This window comes from Mesocryomonas fontinalis, from assembly GCF_055730125.2.
This window is the reverse complement of sequence record NZ_JBUZWG020000002.1, coordinates 478,715-494,742: the sequence shown is the minus strand read 5'-3', so window position 1 is coordinate 494,742 and position 16,028 is coordinate 478,715. Positions and strand designations below refer to the sequence as shown.

Here is a 16,028-nt window from a genome sequence, read left to right as displayed (position 1 = left end):
GACACTCCACAGCTTATCCCCCGCTCTTCCACAGGCTCGCTCGCGCGGCGGCCTGCCTTTCCGCGTCCAAAAGGAGCCTGCCATGTCCATGTCCAACTATCTCGAATCCGCCCTTTGCGCCTGGCTCAAGGGCACGGCGATGCCGACCGCGCCAACGGCCGTCTATGTAGGCCTCTTCAACGGCGATCCGACCGACACCGGTGCGGCTGGGACGGAAGTCACGACGACTGTCCGCGCTGCCGGGCGTCCTGCCGTGACCTTTGGCGCCGAGACCAATGGCGCGATCAGCAACTCCGCCATCGTCGACTTCGGCAACGCGGCGGGTGCGGCGAGCGTCACGCACTTCGCCATCTTCACGGCCGCCTCGGCGGGCAACGCCCTAATGGTCGGGGCACTCACGGGCTCTGTCAGTGTGGCCTCCGGCGCGCCGACGACCTTCGCGATCGGCGCGCTGACACTCACCTTCGACTGATCCCGTCATCGGCACACTGGCTCGCCGGGAACGGCGAGCCTTCCCTTGCGCTCGTCATAGGAGGCCGCGATGGCTGATGATGCACTCCCGATCGTCCGTGGCTACCGGTACGCGCTGCGCATGACGGTGACGGGCGACGATGGGGCAGGGCCGGTTTTCCCGTTCGGCTCTACGTTTCATGCTCAAGCCAGAGATTTCCAGGGCTCGGTCTTTCCATTTGCAGAACTGACGTCGGCGAACGGCGGCATCGTTCGCGTGTCGGACGACACCGTCGACATCATCATCGAACCCGGCGACACGGCGCGAAGCGGGAACACGACGGCGGTCATCGACTTCGCCCGCTCCGATCCCGACCCCGACCAATATCTCTACGTCCTGCTGCAGATCCCGGTCATCAAGCCGGTCACCGAGGGGCTCTAATGGCGACCATCAAGCGCTTCCCGACGCCCATCATCATAACAGCCGCTGCCGGACTGACGGTAACGCTCTCCGCTGTGCCGGCGGGCGGGCTCGTCGGCCATCTTTCCGGCATCGCCGCTGGCGCCGGTGCCGCGCTTGCGACGCTTCTGGCGCCGGCGGTGACGACGCTTTCGGGCGCCGCCATGGGCGCCTGCATCGCATCTGGCTCGCTTACGTCCGATCCCGTCACGCAGCTCGTCGGGTCGGCCGTTTGCTCAGGCTCCGGATCAGCCGCTCTGGTCTCGCAGTTTCCAGGCGATTTGGCTGGCTCTGCGGTCGCCGCCGGCGCTGCCACAGCGACGATGGTCTCAGTCTCGCCTGCTGTCCTTTCCGGCGCGGCGGCCGGGACAGGCTCGGGGGCGGGCTCGCTTTACGTCGTGACGCTGCTGTCGGGCTCGGCGATCGGCAGCGGGTCAGGAGGCGGTACGCTTTCGTCTCAGGTCGTCGTGGCGCTGAGCGGAACGGCGACAGGTGCGGGACTGGCGATAGGCGAAATCGCGACAGGTGGCACGTCAGCCAGCTTCGACAGCAGCTCCACCACCTTCGACAATTCCAACCTCACATTCGATAAGGCGGCTTAGCCATGGGCATTCAAAATCTGAACCTCGGCGCCGCTGCCAATGACGGCACCGGCGACAACCTCCGCACGGCGGGCGGCAAGCTCAATGGCATGATGGCCGAGCTTTACGCCGGGTGGCGGTCCGCCCGAACGCTTCTCGTTGCGGTTATGGGCGACAGCATCACCGTCAACAACGGCGGCCTCACCGCTTGGAATAACAACGGCTACATCACATGGGCGCGCATGCTGTCGCGTCAGGCGTTCAATGTGCCAGCGGGCTATATCAAGGCCACCGGCGGCTACAACATGGCACAGATCAGGGACATCCATCTCCCTGCGGTTCTGGCGCTGTTTCCGCGCCCTGACGCCTGCGTCGTCTACGCCGGCACGAATGCGGGTGGCAACAGTCGCACGATCATGACCGACATCATCAAGCAGCTCTGGGCCGCCGGTATTGTCCCGATTATCATCGCCGTTGCTGCCGCCGGTTCGGACCCTGCCGTTCGCCGAGCGCAGGCCGATTACAACGTCTGGCTTCGCGACATCGCTCGTGAGTCGCCTAGCGCCTATGCCGCGGCTGGGTTCAAGTCTGAACGCATCGGCCTCGTTGACGACACGCGATACATTATGGACTTCGCGTCGACGACCGGCGTGCCGATCTCGGGCATGAAGACAGACGGGCTGCATCCGGGGCCTCGCGAATCCTTCTTTAAGGGTCGTGAGCTTTGGCGAGTGATCCGGCATATGTTCGGTCTACTCGAAACACCGTTCTTCGGTGACATCTACGACACTTATGCGGCCGGAACGCCGGGTGATCCGTCTTCCGCCGTGTCTGGAAACCTGCTCGCGCCGCAACTCGGCATCATGCAAGGTGTCGCCGGCACCACGACCGGCGACACGTATACGGGCTGCACCCGCGTCAATAACGGCCTTGCCACCGGACTGATTTACACGCGTTGGGGCGGCAACTCGACCTGCAACGTCACGCTGTCGAAGATCGCGAAGGAAGATCCAACCGTCAGCGGGGATCGCCAGTGCATCGAGATCGCGAACACGGTTCGCGCGGCCGCTAGCCCGCAGGCCTTCGATCATTTCCGCTTCACGATGAATGCTTCGGCGGCGAACCTTGCCGTGGGAGATTGGGTCGTATTCGAATGCGACTACGAAGTGATCGGCACGCCGAATCTTCTCCGCGCAGTGTTCGGGTCTGGCGGCGGCGGCTACAGCGACGCTGGCGACACCGGCGCAAACCTTCAGCAGGTCCCGCACGTCGCAACGCTGCGGACTCCGCCACGCCAGCTGACCTCGACGGCCTCGCAGGCATGCAGCTTCAACATATACACCGACACGACGATCGACGGCGCTGCGGCGAAGATTGCATTCGACCGGGCCAGTCTTCGCAAGGTGCCGAGCCAGCTCGGCTGATAAGAGGATCCAACCATGACCATCAAAACACTGCTCCAGTCACTTCCGGCTAAAAAGCTAAGCGATACCGAGCACCCGGCGGAACGCGAAGTCGGCGACGCTTTTGCCGCTCGTCTGGCGGCGATCACCGGGGCACGCAGCGCTCGGGTCGATCCGATCCTCGCTCAGCTTAGTGATGCGGAGTTGCCAGGGACGGTTCGTCTCATCGTCGAAAACCTAACGGCGCAGCTCGCCGTCTGTGCCCAGCAGGCGTCCGCCACTAAGGACGAAACCGAGCGCTGGTTTTACACCGTCGATCAGCCCGACCGGCTGCTGGCGCATCACTCGGCCCAGGCTATCGAAACGATCGACTAGCTGTCTTCCTACCCTTGATCGGTTCTCCCAGTCCCATTTGCATCCCTTGGCTCGCCTTCACCGGCGGGCCTTTTTCATGAGGTCAAGTGACATGATGTGCGACGAGCCCGACGAGCCGGTAGCTACCCCGAGTTTCGTGCGTCTCAGCCTCCTCGGCCTCGCCCTGTCATCCATGATGAGGGCGGGGATCATCTGGGCGGAATCAACGGAAGCGACACCGCCCGTTCTAACGTCGATATCTAGCACGATCAGCTTGGCCTGGCTTTTGGCGGAGAACATCTTCAACCAAGCAGTAGGTAAGGACTAAGCAGAAAAATCCCCATACAAGACTACAGAAGGCAACGTACTCGGCATTTATTTTCAGGCCGTCATCGTTCCGCGAGATCCACACAAAATACCCGCCGACGGCGCAACCAATGAACAAGTAAGACACGACAAAAAAACCTATACTGTTCACCTGCCACCTCGCGGGAAATATGATGCGCGGGAGACTGGAGGGTTGCGCCTCGGTATCCCCGTCCACATTTCGCTTCCATCCACTCTTGTGAGCCACGGGCGATGAATGCCGCTCGGGAGAGGACCCTACTAGATCTCTCGTTCACTGAACTCACCCGAAAGGGTGAGTTTCGATCTCTTTTTGGCATTGGGACTGCCAAGTGATCGAGAACTCTCCGTTAAACCTCAATAGCCTGCTAGCCTATTAATTCAAAATTGAGTTAAACCTCTTAAACAGGTGATTCTTTGGGGGAACAATTACATGATGTGCGATGACAGCGACGAGCCTGTACCCATGCCAAGGTTCGTTCCGTTTGGCCTATTCGGCGTCGCTCTGATCGCTGTGATCGGCGCGATGTTCGTCTTGCCGATGCAACCCCACGAAGCCATAGCTTCGCATCGAGCATTGCCTACCGCCATTAGCGTTGCCGAAGCAAACGGTCCCTAAACTTGACTAGTTTCTCGCCTCGTATCCGGCTGATTATTTGACACTCGACGGTGGGCAATATCCGCACCAGGGAGGAACTGCTACGCGCACACCATTCCCAACCGACCGAGGTGTTGAGGTCGCCGCTCATCCGCTTCAGACGGCTGAAGGGATAATGCTCGGATGCAGTATTACCGCGTTGTTTTGGTCCGGCCTCTGCCTGCTTGCCGGATAGCAAGGGTACTTAAAGCCAGTTGACGATCGCTCCGCCGAGAAACTGTAAGCCCCAAAAAATAACAATTGCCCAAGCGCCGAGGATGGTTAAAGCGAAGATCACAGATACGGCGAGCATCGCGATCTTGGCTGGCGATCGTCCTATTTCGACACTCTCCACCGGAGATATCGACCCCGTAATCGGGGCAATTGTTTCATTCTGGTTCAGCGTTTTCATCGACATGCTCTCTCCCAAGCGCGCTGACCAATAGATGCAGCTTCCGTGCCGTTTGGATGACACTCCAGCATGGGCACTACTGAACAGGGTCGAGCTACGCCTGTTCCACGCTTAACCAATTCCTCCATCAAAACGACCAGGGCTCGCTTCGGCGGGCCTTTTTCATGTCCGGAGTAAAACCATAGAACTCGAGGCGCGAGCCCCATCCTTGGCGCCGAAATTATCTAAGCGATGTAGGCAGGAGCAAAACGACCCCCGGCACGATGCAGTCGGTTGCCTTAATCTCACTTGGGAAGACGCTGGCGTTCCAGGCAAAAACTCGTAGCCAAAAATGGCTGCTGCCGAGTTCTATAAGCGCAATGCTTTCAAGCGTTTCTTTGTCAGTGACGATGTAGCGGCGCATATGGTCCCGATCCGGGCATCAGCGCCCCAAGCCCAAACAAACAACTCTCTCTGATCCTCGTTCCAACCTGGAGCAACCTATGGAACTCGTCCCTCACTGGCGCCGGGTGCTTCGGCACGCCTGGTCGATCCGCCTGATGCTTCTCGCCGGTCTGTTCTCCGGCCTCGAGGTCGGCCTGCCGCTGATCGATGGCCTCTTCGAGATTCCGCAGGGCGTGTTCGCCGCGCTGTCCGGCATCACCACGGCCGCGGCCTTCGTCTCCCGCCTCGTCGCCCAGTCCAACGTTCCAACATCCGGAGTACCTGAATGAACTGGTTCATGAAGTCGGCGCCCGTCACGCCGTCCAACCCCAAGGGCAGCCGGGTGGCGAAGTCGCGCCTAGTCGGCGCGGTCATGGCGCTCGCCGTTGCCACCGTTGGCGGCTACGAGGGGCTGCGGACGAAGGCCTACATTCCGATCCCTGGCGATGTACCGACCGTTTGCTTCGGCGAGACGCGCGGCGTGAAGCTCGGCGATAGCTACACCGTCGACGAGTGCAAGGCGATGCTCGGCGTGGGCCTGGTCGAGTTCGAGGTCGGCATGAGGAAGTGCCTAGTCGCGCCCGACACGCTGCCGGCGAAGACCTATGTCTCGCTCCTGTCGATCTCCTACAACATCGGCACCGGCGCTTTTTGCAAAAGCACAATCGTCCGCAAAGTGAATGCCGGCGATCTTCGCGGGGCCTGCGAGGGCTTCAAGATGTGGGCAAAGGCGAAGGGGAAGACGATCCCCGGCCTAGTCCGCCGACGCGCTGATGAGCGGGCGCTCTGCCTGGCTGATCTCTGATGTTCGGCGACATCAAAGCAGTCGTCGCCGCCATCGCTGGCCTGCTGCTCGGCGCGGCCGTGATCGTCCTCTACACCTCGCTGGTCACGCTCCCCCACGAGCGGGCCGCGTCCTTCTCCGCCGGCAAAACAGAGTCCGACGACGCATGGCGGGAACTCCAGCGTCTGGAAGAGCGCAAGCGGGCCGCGGAGAAGGCCGTAACGCAAGCCGAGATCGACGCCGTCGAGGCTGACTTCCACCGGCAGGTTGCTCAGCGCGAAGCCCAGCACACCGCTGAAATGACCTCTCTCGATCAAGCTCTTCAAGAGGAACTGGCCAATGCGTCCATCCCTGTGCCTGGCGCTGCTTGCCGCGCTGCTATCCCTCGCAGCGTGCGCGACCGCCTCGACAATGTCGGTCGCGCCGCGCCTCGCCACGATCCCGCAGGTGCTTCTCCTGCCGTGCGCTGACGTGGTGGATATCCCAGCTCGTGACATTGCCATGGGCGAGGCCGTGCAGCTCTGGGCGCAGGATCGGCAGTCTCTCGGTGCGTGCGGAGATCGGCAGCGCGCCTTGGCCGCGGCGGCTTCATCGCTGCAAGCGCAGGGGCGGCAGGAGTGAGCAACATGGAAATCGAGCGGATGAAGAACGACCCGGATGCTCTGGTCACCCGCGTCCATCGTGTCGAGGGGAGCATCACTGATCTGACGCGCCGCCTCGACCTTCTGCAGCAGGCCGACACCTTCTCGGATCGCGCCCAGACAACGCGGGACACCCATTTGGAGAACCGGTTCACCGGCCTAGAAAAGAAGATCGACGACTTCCGATCCGAGGTTACGAAGAAGGCCGAGAAACAGGACGCGTTTCTTCGGCAGATTTTCCTCATTGTGGCCGCCGCTATCATCGGCGTCGTCGTCACCTTTGCCATGAAGGGAGGTTTCAGTGTCCCTCGCATTTGAACCCGCGCGCCGGTGGTTTGCGCACCTGCTGCTGATCCTTGCCGTGCTGCCGGCCTTCTTCTCGGTCGTCTACGGCGTCATGATCTACCAGGCGAAGTACCAGCCGGTCATAACGGACTTCACCGCTTCGGAGATGGCTCGCCGATCGCCTACCAGCGTTGCGTTCTACGGCACGATGAACAAGCGCTTCGAGCTGGTGAACAGCATCCCCCTTTGCCGCTACTCGAACATGACCTGGTTCGGCACCCGGCCAGGGCGCGCCGATGTGCAGATCCGGCAGTTCACCGAGGAGCACCGCGAAAACGGCCCGGTGAGCCGGCAAACAGGCCTGCAGCGCTTTGGACCGTGGGTGCTGGACTATTCGAACATGCCGGATGCGACAGGCGCCTATGGCGTCGTGGATCACTGGTGCATGTGGGTCTGGCCGACTCGGACGCGGATCGGGCCTATCGAGATCGACATTCCGTAGCCCAAGGCAATAAGCAAAAAAATGCAAATTGCTCCTTCGTTGATATCAGCAAGCATATTCAGTGCATTTGCGGATGCTCGGAAAAAGCTCGGGTTAGAACCCCTTGAGCTTCTATTTTTGGCAACTGGAATCGTTTAGATATCCGGTTAGCCAGACTTTCCCTATCGTGTGACCAGCGGTCATGAAAGTCTAAGATTGTAACGCCGACAAGCTGGCCAGCAAGATTATACCGCCATAACATGCCTTGCTTATCCAAAGAGGCACTGACATCATGGTCTGTTGGAGTGCTAATATAAAGCACATCTGTCTTGGCGTCATAAGAGACGGTAAACAAGTTATTAATCATTTTCCGCCTCCTCTGCTTCTCCTGCTGCCTCATCTTCTCTGCTACCAAAGAAGAAAGTCTTAACAAGGCCTGAGTTGCTGTCGCTGAAAATCTTTACTGGCACGTTTAATGGATGGCCTGACGCGTTGGTGCTGCTGTAATCAACAAAAACCAATGAATTCCCATAGCTTTCCTCTGTGCGTGACGGTGTCCTGATCGCCTTTCCGACGGCCATAATCACGCTAGGAAAGTCCACCGGAAACTGGTTCCCGTGCGCTTCCCGCACATGAACTAGCGTCTCCTCATATAGGCGCACCGAGGTCAAACTTGGATGGGCGGATGTCGGGATCGTTACGTACCCGTCCGCTTCGTTGATCTCGGTTGAGGCAAACGTCAGAAGTTGGCCGACGCTATAATTAGATCCGCTGCCGCTCACTTTTCAGCGGCTCGACTTCTAGTGAAACTTGTCTCAACGCGCCCCCAAACGCGCTCGTGCTGTTCGACATGCTCGGCCAAAATAACTGAAAGATCTTTGGCAGTTTGGATGCTCATGTCTACGATCGCGACCGGCGCAGCCATAGAGGCACTTATCATCCCGTTTTCATGAGGAACCTCAAAGGGGACCGTCCGCGCGAGGACCAAACTCACATTGTTCGGATCGACAGACAACTTGAAGCTCGTAACGTAGAAATTAGGCGCATGGATCGGCTGAGGCTGCGCGCCGGCTGCTAGCGCGCGCTTCAACTCTTCCTGCTGTTCTTCATCGAATGTGCTCAATGCCTGTCTCCCACCAAACGTTAGACGGTGCTTCTCGCCGCGCCTACTGTGACTACAATGAAAATGCAGCGGGAGGTAGGCTTGCCGCGGCGAATGGGTCTGCTTGCATGTCGCACTCAAGCCGTCGCCTAACTGACGGCGGGTCTTACTTGCGTTCAAGCGTTCCCACTCATCCAGGCGCTGCGCCCGGTTATATGCCGAGTCGCCCCGGAACGAATGGTGAAGTTCGTTAGGATCAGACCGAGGCCATCAAAGCTCAGACCGCGGCCATCAACAAGCTCGTCGAAATCGCGCTCCGGTACATCGAGGACCAGGAGGAGCGCTGGCCTGAGCAGCGGGCTGAAGCTTCGGAAGCAGAGCTCGGGCGATTGCGCCGGGAGAATGAGGAAATCCGTCGGCGATGGGTGATGGACCCGATGAATCGCGACTGAGCCTCGACTGCAAGTTTTAGGTGCCGGATCAGACGAGGACCTCGGGTGAGATGGCTGTCAGCCGCGGCCAGATCTCACTTATTGGTCATCACTCAATGTCACTTTTGCATTGACGGAACAATCGTTTGCCGAATAGCCTTTGCACTATGACGGAGGAAAAACCTCTGCAAGGGAGGACAGATATGAGCACTGCTACATTCTCAACAGCCCGGCACCGTACCTACCAAGCTCGTCGCCGAGTTAGGCCCGCAGAAGCCCTGTCCCCGGCTCGCGGCATGATGATAGGTCTAGGCCTTTCATCCGCGCTCTGGGCCGGACTAGCTTTTCTAGTCTTCTAAGCTTTTCCATTCTCCGTTGAGAAAGCCGCCGTCGCCTTTCACTGGGTGGCGGCGGCCTTTTTGTCTCTCCCTCGAAGGATCGAGATGGGAACGGCGAGCGTATCGCTGAGCCTTACCGCCTCGACGTTCGTCATGCGTTGCCCGCTCTCGATACTCAGGACGCGGTGGTATGGAAGGCAAGCTTCTGTAGCCAGCCGCTCTGACGTGATCCCGGCATAAAGGCGGAAGGCCTTCACCGGCGCGACCCGGTGTCGGATGGCATATGCCACCGGGCGCGGCACGTCGGCATCTGTTATGAGAGGAAGAGGCAGTTTCATCGCTCGTCCCGGTTGCGGCGTGGCTTCGGCGCGCCTTTAGTGTCGTATCCCTCGAACGGGCTGCCTTGGCCCTTCAGCAGCCTGTCGACCATGTTGGCGGTTCCCATGCAGCCAAAGCAGAGGCTCTCGCACCTTCCTTTGTGGCTGCAGATCGCCCATCGAGCGATATCGTCACGGTTCGGCCGACTGCCCAGCGCCCGCAACGACAAGGCCACCAGTCGCGCCGTCTGCGGGGTCAGCCTCGGTGTCCGCCCTTCGTCGGCGGCCGTCTCGAGCATTTGCGCCAGGTCCGAGATGCTTCGCCAGTTGGCCATAACCAGTTCCTGTCAGGACGAGAACGGATATAGAACATCGCTTGGGAATCCTATCCCCAAATTCGAGCGGCGGCGCGTGCCTGGAACAGGGTGGTTGCGTCCCGTCTTCTGGTCCTGGCCGTCGTCGCCGGCAGGGCATCAATTCGGGCGCTGCGCCCGGCTATATGCTAATTCGCCCGGAACGAACGGTGAAGATCGTTCGCGAACGTCCGTCAATATCGTTAGCAAAAAGGTGAGGGCGGCGCGGCGAATTACCCAACCGCTTCAATGGGGGATAGAAACGCCCGCACCTTCGCCACAAGCTTTGCTCTGTAGGGCTTTGCCGCGCAAACTTGCGTCCCAGCCGGTGTTCGAACCGCATGCCCTTGGGCGCGGTCGCCGAGGCAGCGCCAATCCACGCGCTGCGCCCGGCGATAGGCCAATTTGCCCAGAGTGAACGGTAAAGATCGGCCGCTAACGATCGAGAAGATTGCCGGTTTTCATGGACGTTCGTCACAGGCCTAGACGTTCGGACCAGGGGCGGCAGCTTCTGCCAGATCGTTCCAACTATGGCGGTTCTTGCACGGCTAAACGCATGCTCAGAAACTGGATGCGGCGTTGTGTTTGTTAGGTTTCCGATTGTCCTTCTAAGCCGATGACGTATGTCAAGATTGACCCAAAGGCATGCGGGTCTTATGGCTTCGTTGCTTGAGCGCGGTCTAATTTATTTCAAACGGTAAGGAACAGATGGTAGGTAAGTCACTTGATCAATTTGCTCTGAACTCACCTGCGGAAATCGCGGCTCTATTGGCAGTTCTGAAAATAGTTCCCAATGAGTTAACATATAAAGCACTAGTATCAGAGAGTTTACGAAAATTACCATATTTTGAAGACAGAAAGACATTACTGGAAACTGGACACTTCAGCAGGACTGATTTTTTACAACTTATACACTACATAAGTGGAAGCGGCAGCACTCCTGTTCAAAACATAATGCCCCTTCTTGGCAGATTAATCGAGTGGGGACTTGTTATCGATTTAAACGTTATCGGCCAAAACCTGCTTGTTACACACCAGTGGGCTAAAGGGCGTATCGATCATTTTAATAAGCTTGGAATAACCGACAACATTATTTTAGGCCCCATTTTTATTGTCAATAAGTATACGAAAAGCGTACCGGCTATATTTGTACATAAAGGCGAAGACGAATTTACTGGAACCGGTTTCTATTGTTCCAGCCTTGCTGATACAAGCATCGGCGTTATAGTTACTGCCAAACATAATGTAGACCCTGAGCAAGGTATAACTGCTTGGAGATTAAGCGAGCCAACAGGAGTAAGGTTCTCGCCTTTGCTATCTAACTGGGTTCTTCACCCAAGTCTTGATCTAGCGCTAATGCAAGTGACGACAGAGGGTATGCCCCCGCTAATTTTTCCGGTTGGTGAGAATTCGGTTTTATCGAAGACAATCACACTCGGATATCCCGTCGTCGGACGCGCAAGGGAATCTTATCTACTTGCGCACGGGGGGGAAATTAACGCAGTTGTAACGACATATGACGGAGAAGAACGCATTATTATTTCAAATTTGGTATCGCCGGGGAATAGTGGCGGTCCAGTTTTAGACGAGTCAGGACTTTGCATAGGGATTGTAGTAGAATCTCTCGAAAGTCAGCATGAAGGAGGTTTAGAGAAAGTCAATTCTGCATTACCTGCGCATCACGTACTAGAATTTATTTCTGCGTACTGCCTGTAGAATTCAATTATTTGAAATTTTAAAATGGCCTTCTAGGTTGGTTGTCAGTGACCGGGCAGGGCATGCAGCTGAAAATAAGTGCGGGGCGGGCTAGAAAATACCTATGAGTTTCTAGGGGGTCAGTTTCCCCGTACTTCTCTGCAAGTTGTTGAAGTTTATAAAGAATATTACATCCTCCACCCGCACCAGTATACCCTCAAGCCATTGATCAGGCGGTATCAAACACGTTTGGCTCGAATTCGAGACAGTCAGGGGATCCGGCGTTCGCATTGTCATCCTGACGCCCGCGAGAAGCCTCCGACGTACTGTCTAAGTATCAGGAGATAATAGGCCTCGCCCTGGGCTGAAACCGCTCCAGCGTGTGATTGCTTCCAGACCGCAGCTTAGGCGCGCCTCAAGCGGAGCACGCGTAATTTACGGAAGAGGCCGATGATCTCCTGCTCTGGGCCTTTCGGATAGGACTCCAGTCGCCAGGCCAGAAGCAAAGTTGCGAGATAGACGACGCCTGATACCGCGACGGTTCCGAGGATCGTCAGCGGCAGGCCGATGACCTGTCCCTCGGATCCGACCAGCATCTGGAAGCTGACACCGGTCACGACCATGCAGGCGATGGCGATGAAATTTCGTCGGTTCGCCGTCAACTGCTGCGCAATCTTGAGATCCAGAAGCCTGCTGACCAGAGCCATCTCGATGAGAGTACCGATCGTCGTCGTGATTGCCCGCGCGATCAGTATGCCGGGCAGACCGCCCAGGATCAGGCCGAGGAAGGATATCGGAACGCGGGCACAGAGGATGATGGCATCGCGCTTGAACAGCGATTTGGTTTTTCCGAGCGCCATTGCCGTTGGTTGAATCGGACTGCCGATCGTCTGAAGGGCCACCGTCGCCGACACCACCTGTATGACCAGTTCGGCACCCAGCCACTTCTCGCCGACGGCCAGCAGGATGAAAGGGTGGGCGATAATCGCGAAGCCGATACCGATCGGAAACGCCACCATGGACAGGCTGGATTGGGCGAGCTGATAGGAGGATCGCAGCCGCTGGTGATCGCTGTTCATCCGCGCGAAGGACGGAAACAGCATTTGTGAAATCGGTGTCGTCAACTCCCGCGTCGGCAGGTTCGCCAGATTATCGCCAAACGAATAAATGCCGAGCTTCTCACTGCCGAGATAAAAGCCGATCAGAAGCTGATCGATCTTGTTGCTGACGGTATTCACGATCTGCGAGTAGGATAGCCAGATCGAGAATGACAGCAGCTCTCTCGACCGCTTGAACGTCATGGCGGGAAGATAAGGGAGCTGAACGTAGCTGATGATGACGAATGATACCTGGGCGGCCAGCGAGCCGACGACAAGCGCCCAGTAGTTTCTGTAGACCAGAGCGAACACGATCCCGACGATGAACCCGGTCAGCTTCATCGCGATGCCCTGGACGAAGTCGGCATGGAAGTTGAGTTCGCGCGTGAACAATACCCGCTTCGGATTGCTCAAACACATGATGAAGCTGCTGAGCGACAAAGCCATGATCAGCTCGAACAGGCGCGCATCGCCGTACCAGACGGAAATGGGATAGGCGGCGGCGGCGACACCGGCGGTGACCAGCGCAGAGCGGATGAGATTCAGGGTGAAGACGGTATTGAAATGCGTTTCGTCGGGTTTCTCGTGCTGAATGAGCGCCGTCCCCAAAGGAAGTTCTGTGAACGACGAAACAACGGCGAGCATCGTCGTTCCGATCGCCACGAGGCCGAAATCATCCGGCGTGAGCAATCGGGCAAGAAATAGTGTGCTGACAAGCCCCAGCAGATTTATCGCGATTCTGGCCGCGGCAACCCAGGCTGCTCCCCGCAGTGCCAGCGACCTGATATCCATAGACGTCCCTCGAATTCAATAACGCGACCGCATTGTATCGAACGTTTGCCAGTGAATGTCTGTAGCTCACAAGACACATTGGCCTGATGACGCTCGGGAAGGCGAGGGCCTGAGAAAAGCATCAAGCTTTCAGCGTATTTCTGCCGCCGCGCGGCGCATGTTATCTGGAGGGCCTGCCGATCCGCATCTAAAGGGACTGCCGATCCGCGGGTTCGAATGACGCAGCTGTTCCCTCGAGAGCAACCGGTTCGGCAAGACTGGCCTTCGTCGGCCTCAGGGTCTGGAATCTGCCCTAACGGACAGCTGACGCTTCGATCGTGATTTTTGCGGAGGATGCCGCACCGTCCGTCGAACGGAGGCAACAAGTACCCCGCGCTTTGCACTTCCCGGCTTATAACGATTCATCCGCCGGATGCAGTTCGTCGGAAGAAGAACCAGCGGAAGGGCATGCTGACGCTTTGCAGGGACCTCCAGCCGAAGCGGCTGCTCGCCATACCCCTTTTATGGTCGGCTGGTAAGCGGCGGTCATTCCGGCGGTGCTGGGAGGGGAGGCGGCCGCTCGCGCGACGGATCTATCCCGCGGTAAAATCGGTTCGGTTGCTTCAACGGGAGGTGGCTCGAACGTAAGCGGAGCGATTCAAAGCGGTGGTGGGAGCCCTGCAGATTGACGCGGCGTTATAAGCGCGCTGGAGGGCAAGCGCCCTGCCGAGGTCTGATGGCTCAGCCGAGGTCTGATGGCCCCATTGTTTCGCTCTGGCCCTTGTCCGTACCGCAGGCCATCGTACGGGCGGCAGGTGAACCTGCCGCCCGCCGCGAAAATTAGGAGAAAGTGACCTGGCTGAACGGGGTGCCAGCCGGGAACATCGCATCGAGGCTGTTGCCGGTGGAGCCGCCCTGGGTCAGCTTCTCGATCGAGCCGTGAGCGCGAAGGGTAGGGGCCTGGTAGGTTTTCTTTGCCATTTTAGTCCTTCCGTCGCCTTCAAAAGGCGACTTATGTTCGGGTTATGTAGCTACGCTGCACAGTAAACCGTGCATCTGGCGTTATAGGCTTCAGTGAGCGTTTGGCAACAAATGCCGACCCTGCCGCTGCGAAATGGCCCGCGGCGGTGACGGCCTGCCAGTAAGCGGCTTGCTCGAGCCTGAGACACGGCAAGGTTGTCGGAGTAAATTAAAAGCATTACTTATATTTCTGAGGGCAAACTCGGTCGTGCCATCAATGTTACCGAGGAAGGTAGCTGGCCTTTGGGCTGTGAACAGCTTTACTTGAATGCCAATAGATTTCTATGAAGGGATATATTTGAAAAATAAACTGGGCCGGGCTGCGCGTTAGCATGATACGTCTTGAATTACCCAAAACTCGAATTTCTTGTACGCGAAATTCAAGGCGTTTAATAAATCAAATTATACGATATGATTATTATTTTTTTGATACTTTCTTTTGTAATGATAAATATAAATAAATGATTTTGAGAATTATCCGGCATAAAAAATGTCGATGAAAGCAATACCTAGCAAATAATTTTGTAAAAACTAGAAAATATACTGATCTGCGTGGCTCCAGGCTATCCAAGAATTGGAATGGCGGATGAAGTGTCCAGGGCGTCAGTCGCTTAACGCAGGAGTCTATATTCCTGACGGATCCGCCTCAAGCCTCCCGCAGATTTCAGACATTCCCGCTTGCAGTTCGCCTGGAAGATTGGTCGTCGGTGCGAATGTCCGGCATCTGCCCCTGTTCTCGCACCGTGCCAAAAAGGGTGTGGCGCCGAGGATGGTTCGGCTCCAGCTTTTGACGGCATGCCGGGACGATCTTTCACAGGGTCGCGTTGTGCCGAACGGATCATGGGCGACGTTACCGCGTCCGCAACGCTCGTTCGGCGAGGGCTATGAGCTGGCTGAGATGGTCGGGCGCTCGCAGACCAACGGTAGCCGCCGGCGCCGTCCACCAGTTCCATCCGTCTTCAGCCTCCGAGGCGAACCGGTGACGCGCGGTCCGATGGCGACGTCAGGAGGCTAGAGGCGGTGCCCTGGTTCGCCGGGCCGCCAGCTGGCGCGATTGGTTTCCTTCGCCGTGCCGGCCGAAAGCCGAACGCAACGCGTCCTCCATTCGCCTCAGCCAGGCTTCGGCCTCGGCGGCGCGGTTGTCGGCACGGGCGGCATCCTCATAGGCCAGCTGAGTTTCTTCCTTCGCCAGCGTGAGAAGCGATTGCAGGGCCCGGTATTCCTTCATCGAGACGCCGCGCTGCAACTGTATCTGCAGCCGGAGCGCCGCGATCTCCATGTCCTTGTTGTGCAGCGAGTCGCTGCAGGGCTCCACCGCCCGCCGCTCCACCGCCCGCGGCTCCACTGCAACAGCGTTCGCCGGGGCGACGACGGCTACGGCCGCGATGCGGTAGCCGAGGTCCCTTGGGAAAACGGGCTGGTCGTCCCGAGCGATCGGTGGCATCCAAGTAGTGTCCAGCAGGGCTCCGTCGCCGGGTTGGTCCATCTCATGTCCTTGAAGAACTATTCGGGACGAAATGCGCCTTCCCTTCTCATATACAATATTCCGTCACCCGCCGACTGCTTTCGATGGTCACGGCTAAGGACCGGCCTGCTCGGCAGGGCACTCGATATTCGGTTTCCAGCTTTCTCTAGACGCCCCTCAGCG

General features: G+C 58.0%; 21 protein-coding genes. 11 read left to right on the top strand and 10 right to left on the bottom strand.

The window, feature by feature from the left end:
* Positions 1-82 precede the first annotated feature (82 nt).
* From ACZL02_RS07430 to ACZL02_RS07410, 5 genes are all read left to right on the top strand, one after another.
* Positions 83-472, top strand: a complete 390-nt coding sequence (locus tag ACZL02_RS07430; RefSeq protein ID WP_472937954.1) for a phage tail fiber protein — start codon at positions 83-85, stop codon at positions 470-472.
* 69 nt (positions 473-541) lie between these two features.
* The gene (locus tag ACZL02_RS07425; RefSeq protein WP_472937953.1) at positions 542-892 is read left to right on the top strand and encodes a hypothetical protein; all 351 of its coding nucleotides are present in this window, start codon (positions 542-544) and stop codon (positions 890-892) included.
* Positions 892-1,512, top strand: coding sequence for a hypothetical protein (locus tag ACZL02_RS07420; protein WP_472937952.1), 621 nt, complete (start codon positions 892-894; stop codon positions 1,510-1,512). Before ACZL02_RS07425 ends, ACZL02_RS07420 begins: the two co-directional genes overlap by 1 nt.
* Before the next feature lie 2 nt (positions 1,513-1,514).
* Complete coding sequence (locus ACZL02_RS07415) at positions 1,515-2,915, top strand: SGNH/GDSL hydrolase family protein (RefSeq protein WP_472937951.1); 1,401 nt, start codon at positions 1,515-1,517, stop codon at positions 2,913-2,915.
* A 15-nt stretch (positions 2,916-2,930) separates the two neighbouring features.
* On the top strand, positions 2,931-3,269 hold the full coding sequence (locus tag ACZL02_RS07410) for a hypothetical protein (protein WP_472937950.1): 339 nt from the start codon (positions 2,931-2,933) through the stop codon (positions 3,267-3,269).
* A gap of 1,166 nt (positions 3,270-4,435) precedes the next feature.
* Here the strand turns inward: ACZL02_RS07410 and ACZL02_RS07405 are convergent.
* Both ACZL02_RS07405 and ACZL02_RS07400 read right to left on the bottom strand, forming a co-directional pair.
* A complete protein-coding gene (locus ACZL02_RS07405) occupies positions 4,436-4,648 on the bottom strand; it encodes a hypothetical protein (RefSeq protein WP_472937948.1) in 213 nt (70 codons plus the stop codon).
* Positions 4,649-4,862: 214 nt separating this feature from the next.
* Entirely contained in the window at positions 4,863-5,045 is a 183-nt protein-coding gene (locus ACZL02_RS07400) for a LysM peptidoglycan-binding domain-containing protein (protein ID WP_472937947.1), read from the bottom strand.
* A 79-nt stretch (positions 5,046-5,124) separates the two neighbouring features.
* On the opposite strand from ACZL02_RS07400, the gene ACZL02_RS07395 reads away from it, so the two are divergent.
* The 5 genes from ACZL02_RS07395 to ACZL02_RS07375 all read left to right on the top strand — a co-directional run bounded on the left by ACZL02_RS07395 (position 5,125) and on the right by ACZL02_RS07375 (position 7,277).
* Positions 5,125-5,355 (top strand): DUF7940 domain-containing protein, encoded by a 231-nt coding sequence (locus tag ACZL02_RS07395; protein WP_472937946.1) that lies wholly within the window; start codon positions 5,125-5,127, stop codon positions 5,353-5,355.
* On the top strand, positions 5,352-5,870 hold the full coding sequence (locus tag ACZL02_RS07390) for a lysozyme (protein ID WP_472937945.1): 519 nt from the start codon (positions 5,352-5,354) through the stop codon (positions 5,868-5,870). Before ACZL02_RS07395 ends, ACZL02_RS07390 begins: the two co-directional genes overlap by 4 nt.
* Positions 5,870-6,319, top strand: a complete 450-nt coding sequence (locus tag ACZL02_RS07385; RefSeq protein ID WP_472937944.1) for a hypothetical protein — start codon at positions 5,870-5,872, stop codon at positions 6,317-6,319. Before ACZL02_RS07390 ends, ACZL02_RS07385 begins: the two co-directional genes overlap by 1 nt.
* Positions 6,320-6,475: 156 nt before the next feature.
* The gene (locus ACZL02_RS07380) at positions 6,476-6,808 is read left to right on the top strand and encodes a hypothetical protein (RefSeq protein WP_472937943.1); all 333 of its coding nucleotides are present in this window, start codon (positions 6,476-6,478) and stop codon (positions 6,806-6,808) included.
* Complete coding sequence (locus ACZL02_RS07375) at positions 6,792-7,277, top strand: hypothetical protein (protein WP_472937942.1); 486 nt, start codon at positions 6,792-6,794, stop codon at positions 7,275-7,277. The genes ACZL02_RS07380 and ACZL02_RS07375 overlap by 17 nt, the downstream gene beginning before the upstream one ends.
* A 58-nt stretch (positions 7,278-7,335) precedes the next feature.
* Here ACZL02_RS07375 and ACZL02_RS07370 read toward each other — a convergent pair whose 3' ends face one another.
* From ACZL02_RS07370 to ACZL02_RS07350, 5 genes are all read right to left on the bottom strand, one after another.
* Positions 7,336-7,623, bottom strand: coding sequence for a DUF2283 domain-containing protein (locus ACZL02_RS07370; protein ID WP_472937941.1), 288 nt, complete (start codon positions 7,621-7,623; stop codon positions 7,336-7,338).
* Positions 7,616-8,038, bottom strand: coding sequence for a hypothetical protein (locus ACZL02_RS07365; RefSeq protein WP_472937940.1), 423 nt, complete (start codon positions 8,036-8,038; stop codon positions 7,616-7,618). The genes ACZL02_RS07370 and ACZL02_RS07365 overlap by 8 nt, the downstream gene beginning before the upstream one ends.
* On the bottom strand, positions 8,035-8,379 hold the full coding sequence (locus ACZL02_RS07360) for a hypothetical protein (protein WP_472937939.1): 345 nt from the start codon (positions 8,377-8,379) through the stop codon (positions 8,035-8,037). The genes ACZL02_RS07365 and ACZL02_RS07360 overlap by 4 nt, the downstream gene beginning before the upstream one ends.
* Positions 8,380-9,186: 807 nt before the next feature.
* Positions 9,187-9,465: a hypothetical protein gene (locus tag ACZL02_RS07355; RefSeq protein WP_472937938.1), complete on the bottom strand. Its 279-nt coding sequence runs from the start codon at positions 9,463-9,465 to the stop codon at positions 9,187-9,189.
* A complete protein-coding gene (locus ACZL02_RS07350) occupies positions 9,462-9,779 on the bottom strand; it encodes a hypothetical protein (RefSeq protein ID WP_472937937.1) in 318 nt (105 codons plus the stop codon). Before ACZL02_RS07350 ends, ACZL02_RS07355 begins: the two co-directional genes overlap by 4 nt.
* Positions 9,780-10,505: 726 nt before the next feature.
* On the opposite strand from ACZL02_RS07350, the gene ACZL02_RS07345 reads away from it, so the two are divergent.
* On the top strand, positions 10,506-11,513 hold the full coding sequence (locus ACZL02_RS07345) for a S1 family peptidase (RefSeq protein WP_472937936.1): 1,008 nt from the start codon (positions 10,506-10,508) through the stop codon (positions 11,511-11,513).
* A 383-nt stretch (positions 11,514-11,896) separates the two neighbouring features.
* On the opposite strand, the gene ACZL02_RS07340 is transcribed toward ACZL02_RS07345, so the two are convergent.
* The 3 genes from ACZL02_RS07340 to ACZL02_RS07330 all read right to left on the bottom strand — a co-directional run bounded on the left by ACZL02_RS07340 (position 11,897) and on the right by ACZL02_RS07330 (position 15,866).
* Positions 11,897-13,381, bottom strand: a complete 1,485-nt coding sequence (locus ACZL02_RS07340) for a lipopolysaccharide biosynthesis protein (RefSeq protein WP_472937935.1) — start codon at positions 13,379-13,381, stop codon at positions 11,897-11,899.
* 819 nt (positions 13,382-14,200) lie between these two features.
* A complete protein-coding gene (locus ACZL02_RS07335) occupies positions 14,201-14,341 on the bottom strand; it encodes a lasso RiPP family leader peptide-containing protein (RefSeq protein ID WP_472937934.1) in 141 nt (46 codons plus the stop codon).
* A gap of 1,042 nt (positions 14,342-15,383) precedes the next feature.
* Positions 15,384-15,866, bottom strand: coding sequence for a hypothetical protein (locus tag ACZL02_RS07330; RefSeq protein WP_472937933.1), 483 nt, complete (start codon positions 15,864-15,866; stop codon positions 15,384-15,386).
* Positions 15,867-16,028: the final 162 nt, after the last annotated feature.

Excerpts from the sequence above, each read along its gene's own strand:
- ACZL02_RS07420 (WP_472937952.1), top strand. The coding sequence starts at position 892 with ATGGCGACCATCAAGCGCTTCCCGACGCCCATCATCATAACAGCCGCT.
- ACZL02_RS07410 (WP_472937950.1), top strand. The coding sequence starts at position 2,931 with ATGACCATCAAAACACTGCTCCAGTCACTTCCGGCTAAAAAGCTAAGC.
- ACZL02_RS07370 (WP_472937941.1), bottom strand. The coding sequence starts at position 7,623 with ATGATTAATAACTTGTTTACCGTCTCTTATGACGCCAAGACAGATGTG.
- ACZL02_RS07345 (WP_472937936.1), top strand. The coding sequence starts at position 10,506 with ATGGTAGGTAAGTCACTTGATCAATTTGCTCTGAACTCACCTGCGGAA.
- ACZL02_RS07385 (WP_472937944.1), top strand. The coding sequence starts at position 5,870 with ATGTTCGGCGACATCAAAGCAGTCGTCGCCGCCATCGCTGGCCTGCTG.
- ACZL02_RS07350 (WP_472937937.1), bottom strand. The coding sequence starts at position 9,779 with ATGGCCAACTGGCGAAGCATCTCGGACCTGGCGCAAATGCTCGAGACG.
- ACZL02_RS07430 (WP_472937954.1), top strand. The coding sequence starts at position 83 with ATGTCCATGTCCAACTATCTCGAATCCGCCCTTTGCGCCTGGCTCAAG.
- ACZL02_RS07415 (WP_472937951.1), top strand. The coding sequence starts at position 1,515 with ATGGGCATTCAAAATCTGAACCTCGGCGCCGCTGCCAATGACGGCACC.
- ACZL02_RS07400 (WP_472937947.1), bottom strand. The coding sequence starts at position 5,045 with ATGCGCCGCTACATCGTCACTGACAAAGAAACGCTTGAAAGCATTGCG.
- ACZL02_RS07340 (WP_472937935.1), bottom strand. The coding sequence starts at position 13,381 with ATGGATATCAGGTCGCTGGCACTGCGGGGAGCAGCCTGGGTTGCCGCG.
- ACZL02_RS07395 (WP_472937946.1), top strand. The coding sequence starts at position 5,125 with ATGGAACTCGTCCCTCACTGGCGCCGGGTGCTTCGGCACGCCTGGTCG.
- ACZL02_RS07335 (WP_472937934.1), bottom strand. The coding sequence starts at position 14,341 with ATGGCAAAGAAAACCTACCAGGCCCCTACCCTTCGCGCTCACGGCTCG.
- ACZL02_RS07355 (WP_472937938.1), bottom strand. The coding sequence starts at position 9,465 with ATGAAACTGCCTCTTCCTCTCATAACAGATGCCGACGTGCCGCGCCCG.
- ACZL02_RS07390 (WP_472937945.1), top strand. The coding sequence starts at position 5,352 with ATGAACTGGTTCATGAAGTCGGCGCCCGTCACGCCGTCCAACCCCAAG.
- ACZL02_RS07330 (WP_472937933.1), bottom strand. The coding sequence starts at position 15,866 with ATGGACCAACCCGGCGACGGAGCCCTGCTGGACACTACTTGGATGCCA.
- ACZL02_RS07380 (WP_472937943.1), top strand. The coding sequence starts at position 6,476 with ATGGAAATCGAGCGGATGAAGAACGACCCGGATGCTCTGGTCACCCGC.
- ACZL02_RS07425 (WP_472937953.1), top strand. The coding sequence starts at position 542 with ATGGCTGATGATGCACTCCCGATCGTCCGTGGCTACCGGTACGCGCTG.
- ACZL02_RS07405 (WP_472937948.1), bottom strand. The coding sequence starts at position 4,648 with ATGTCGATGAAAACGCTGAACCAGAATGAAACAATTGCCCCGATTACG.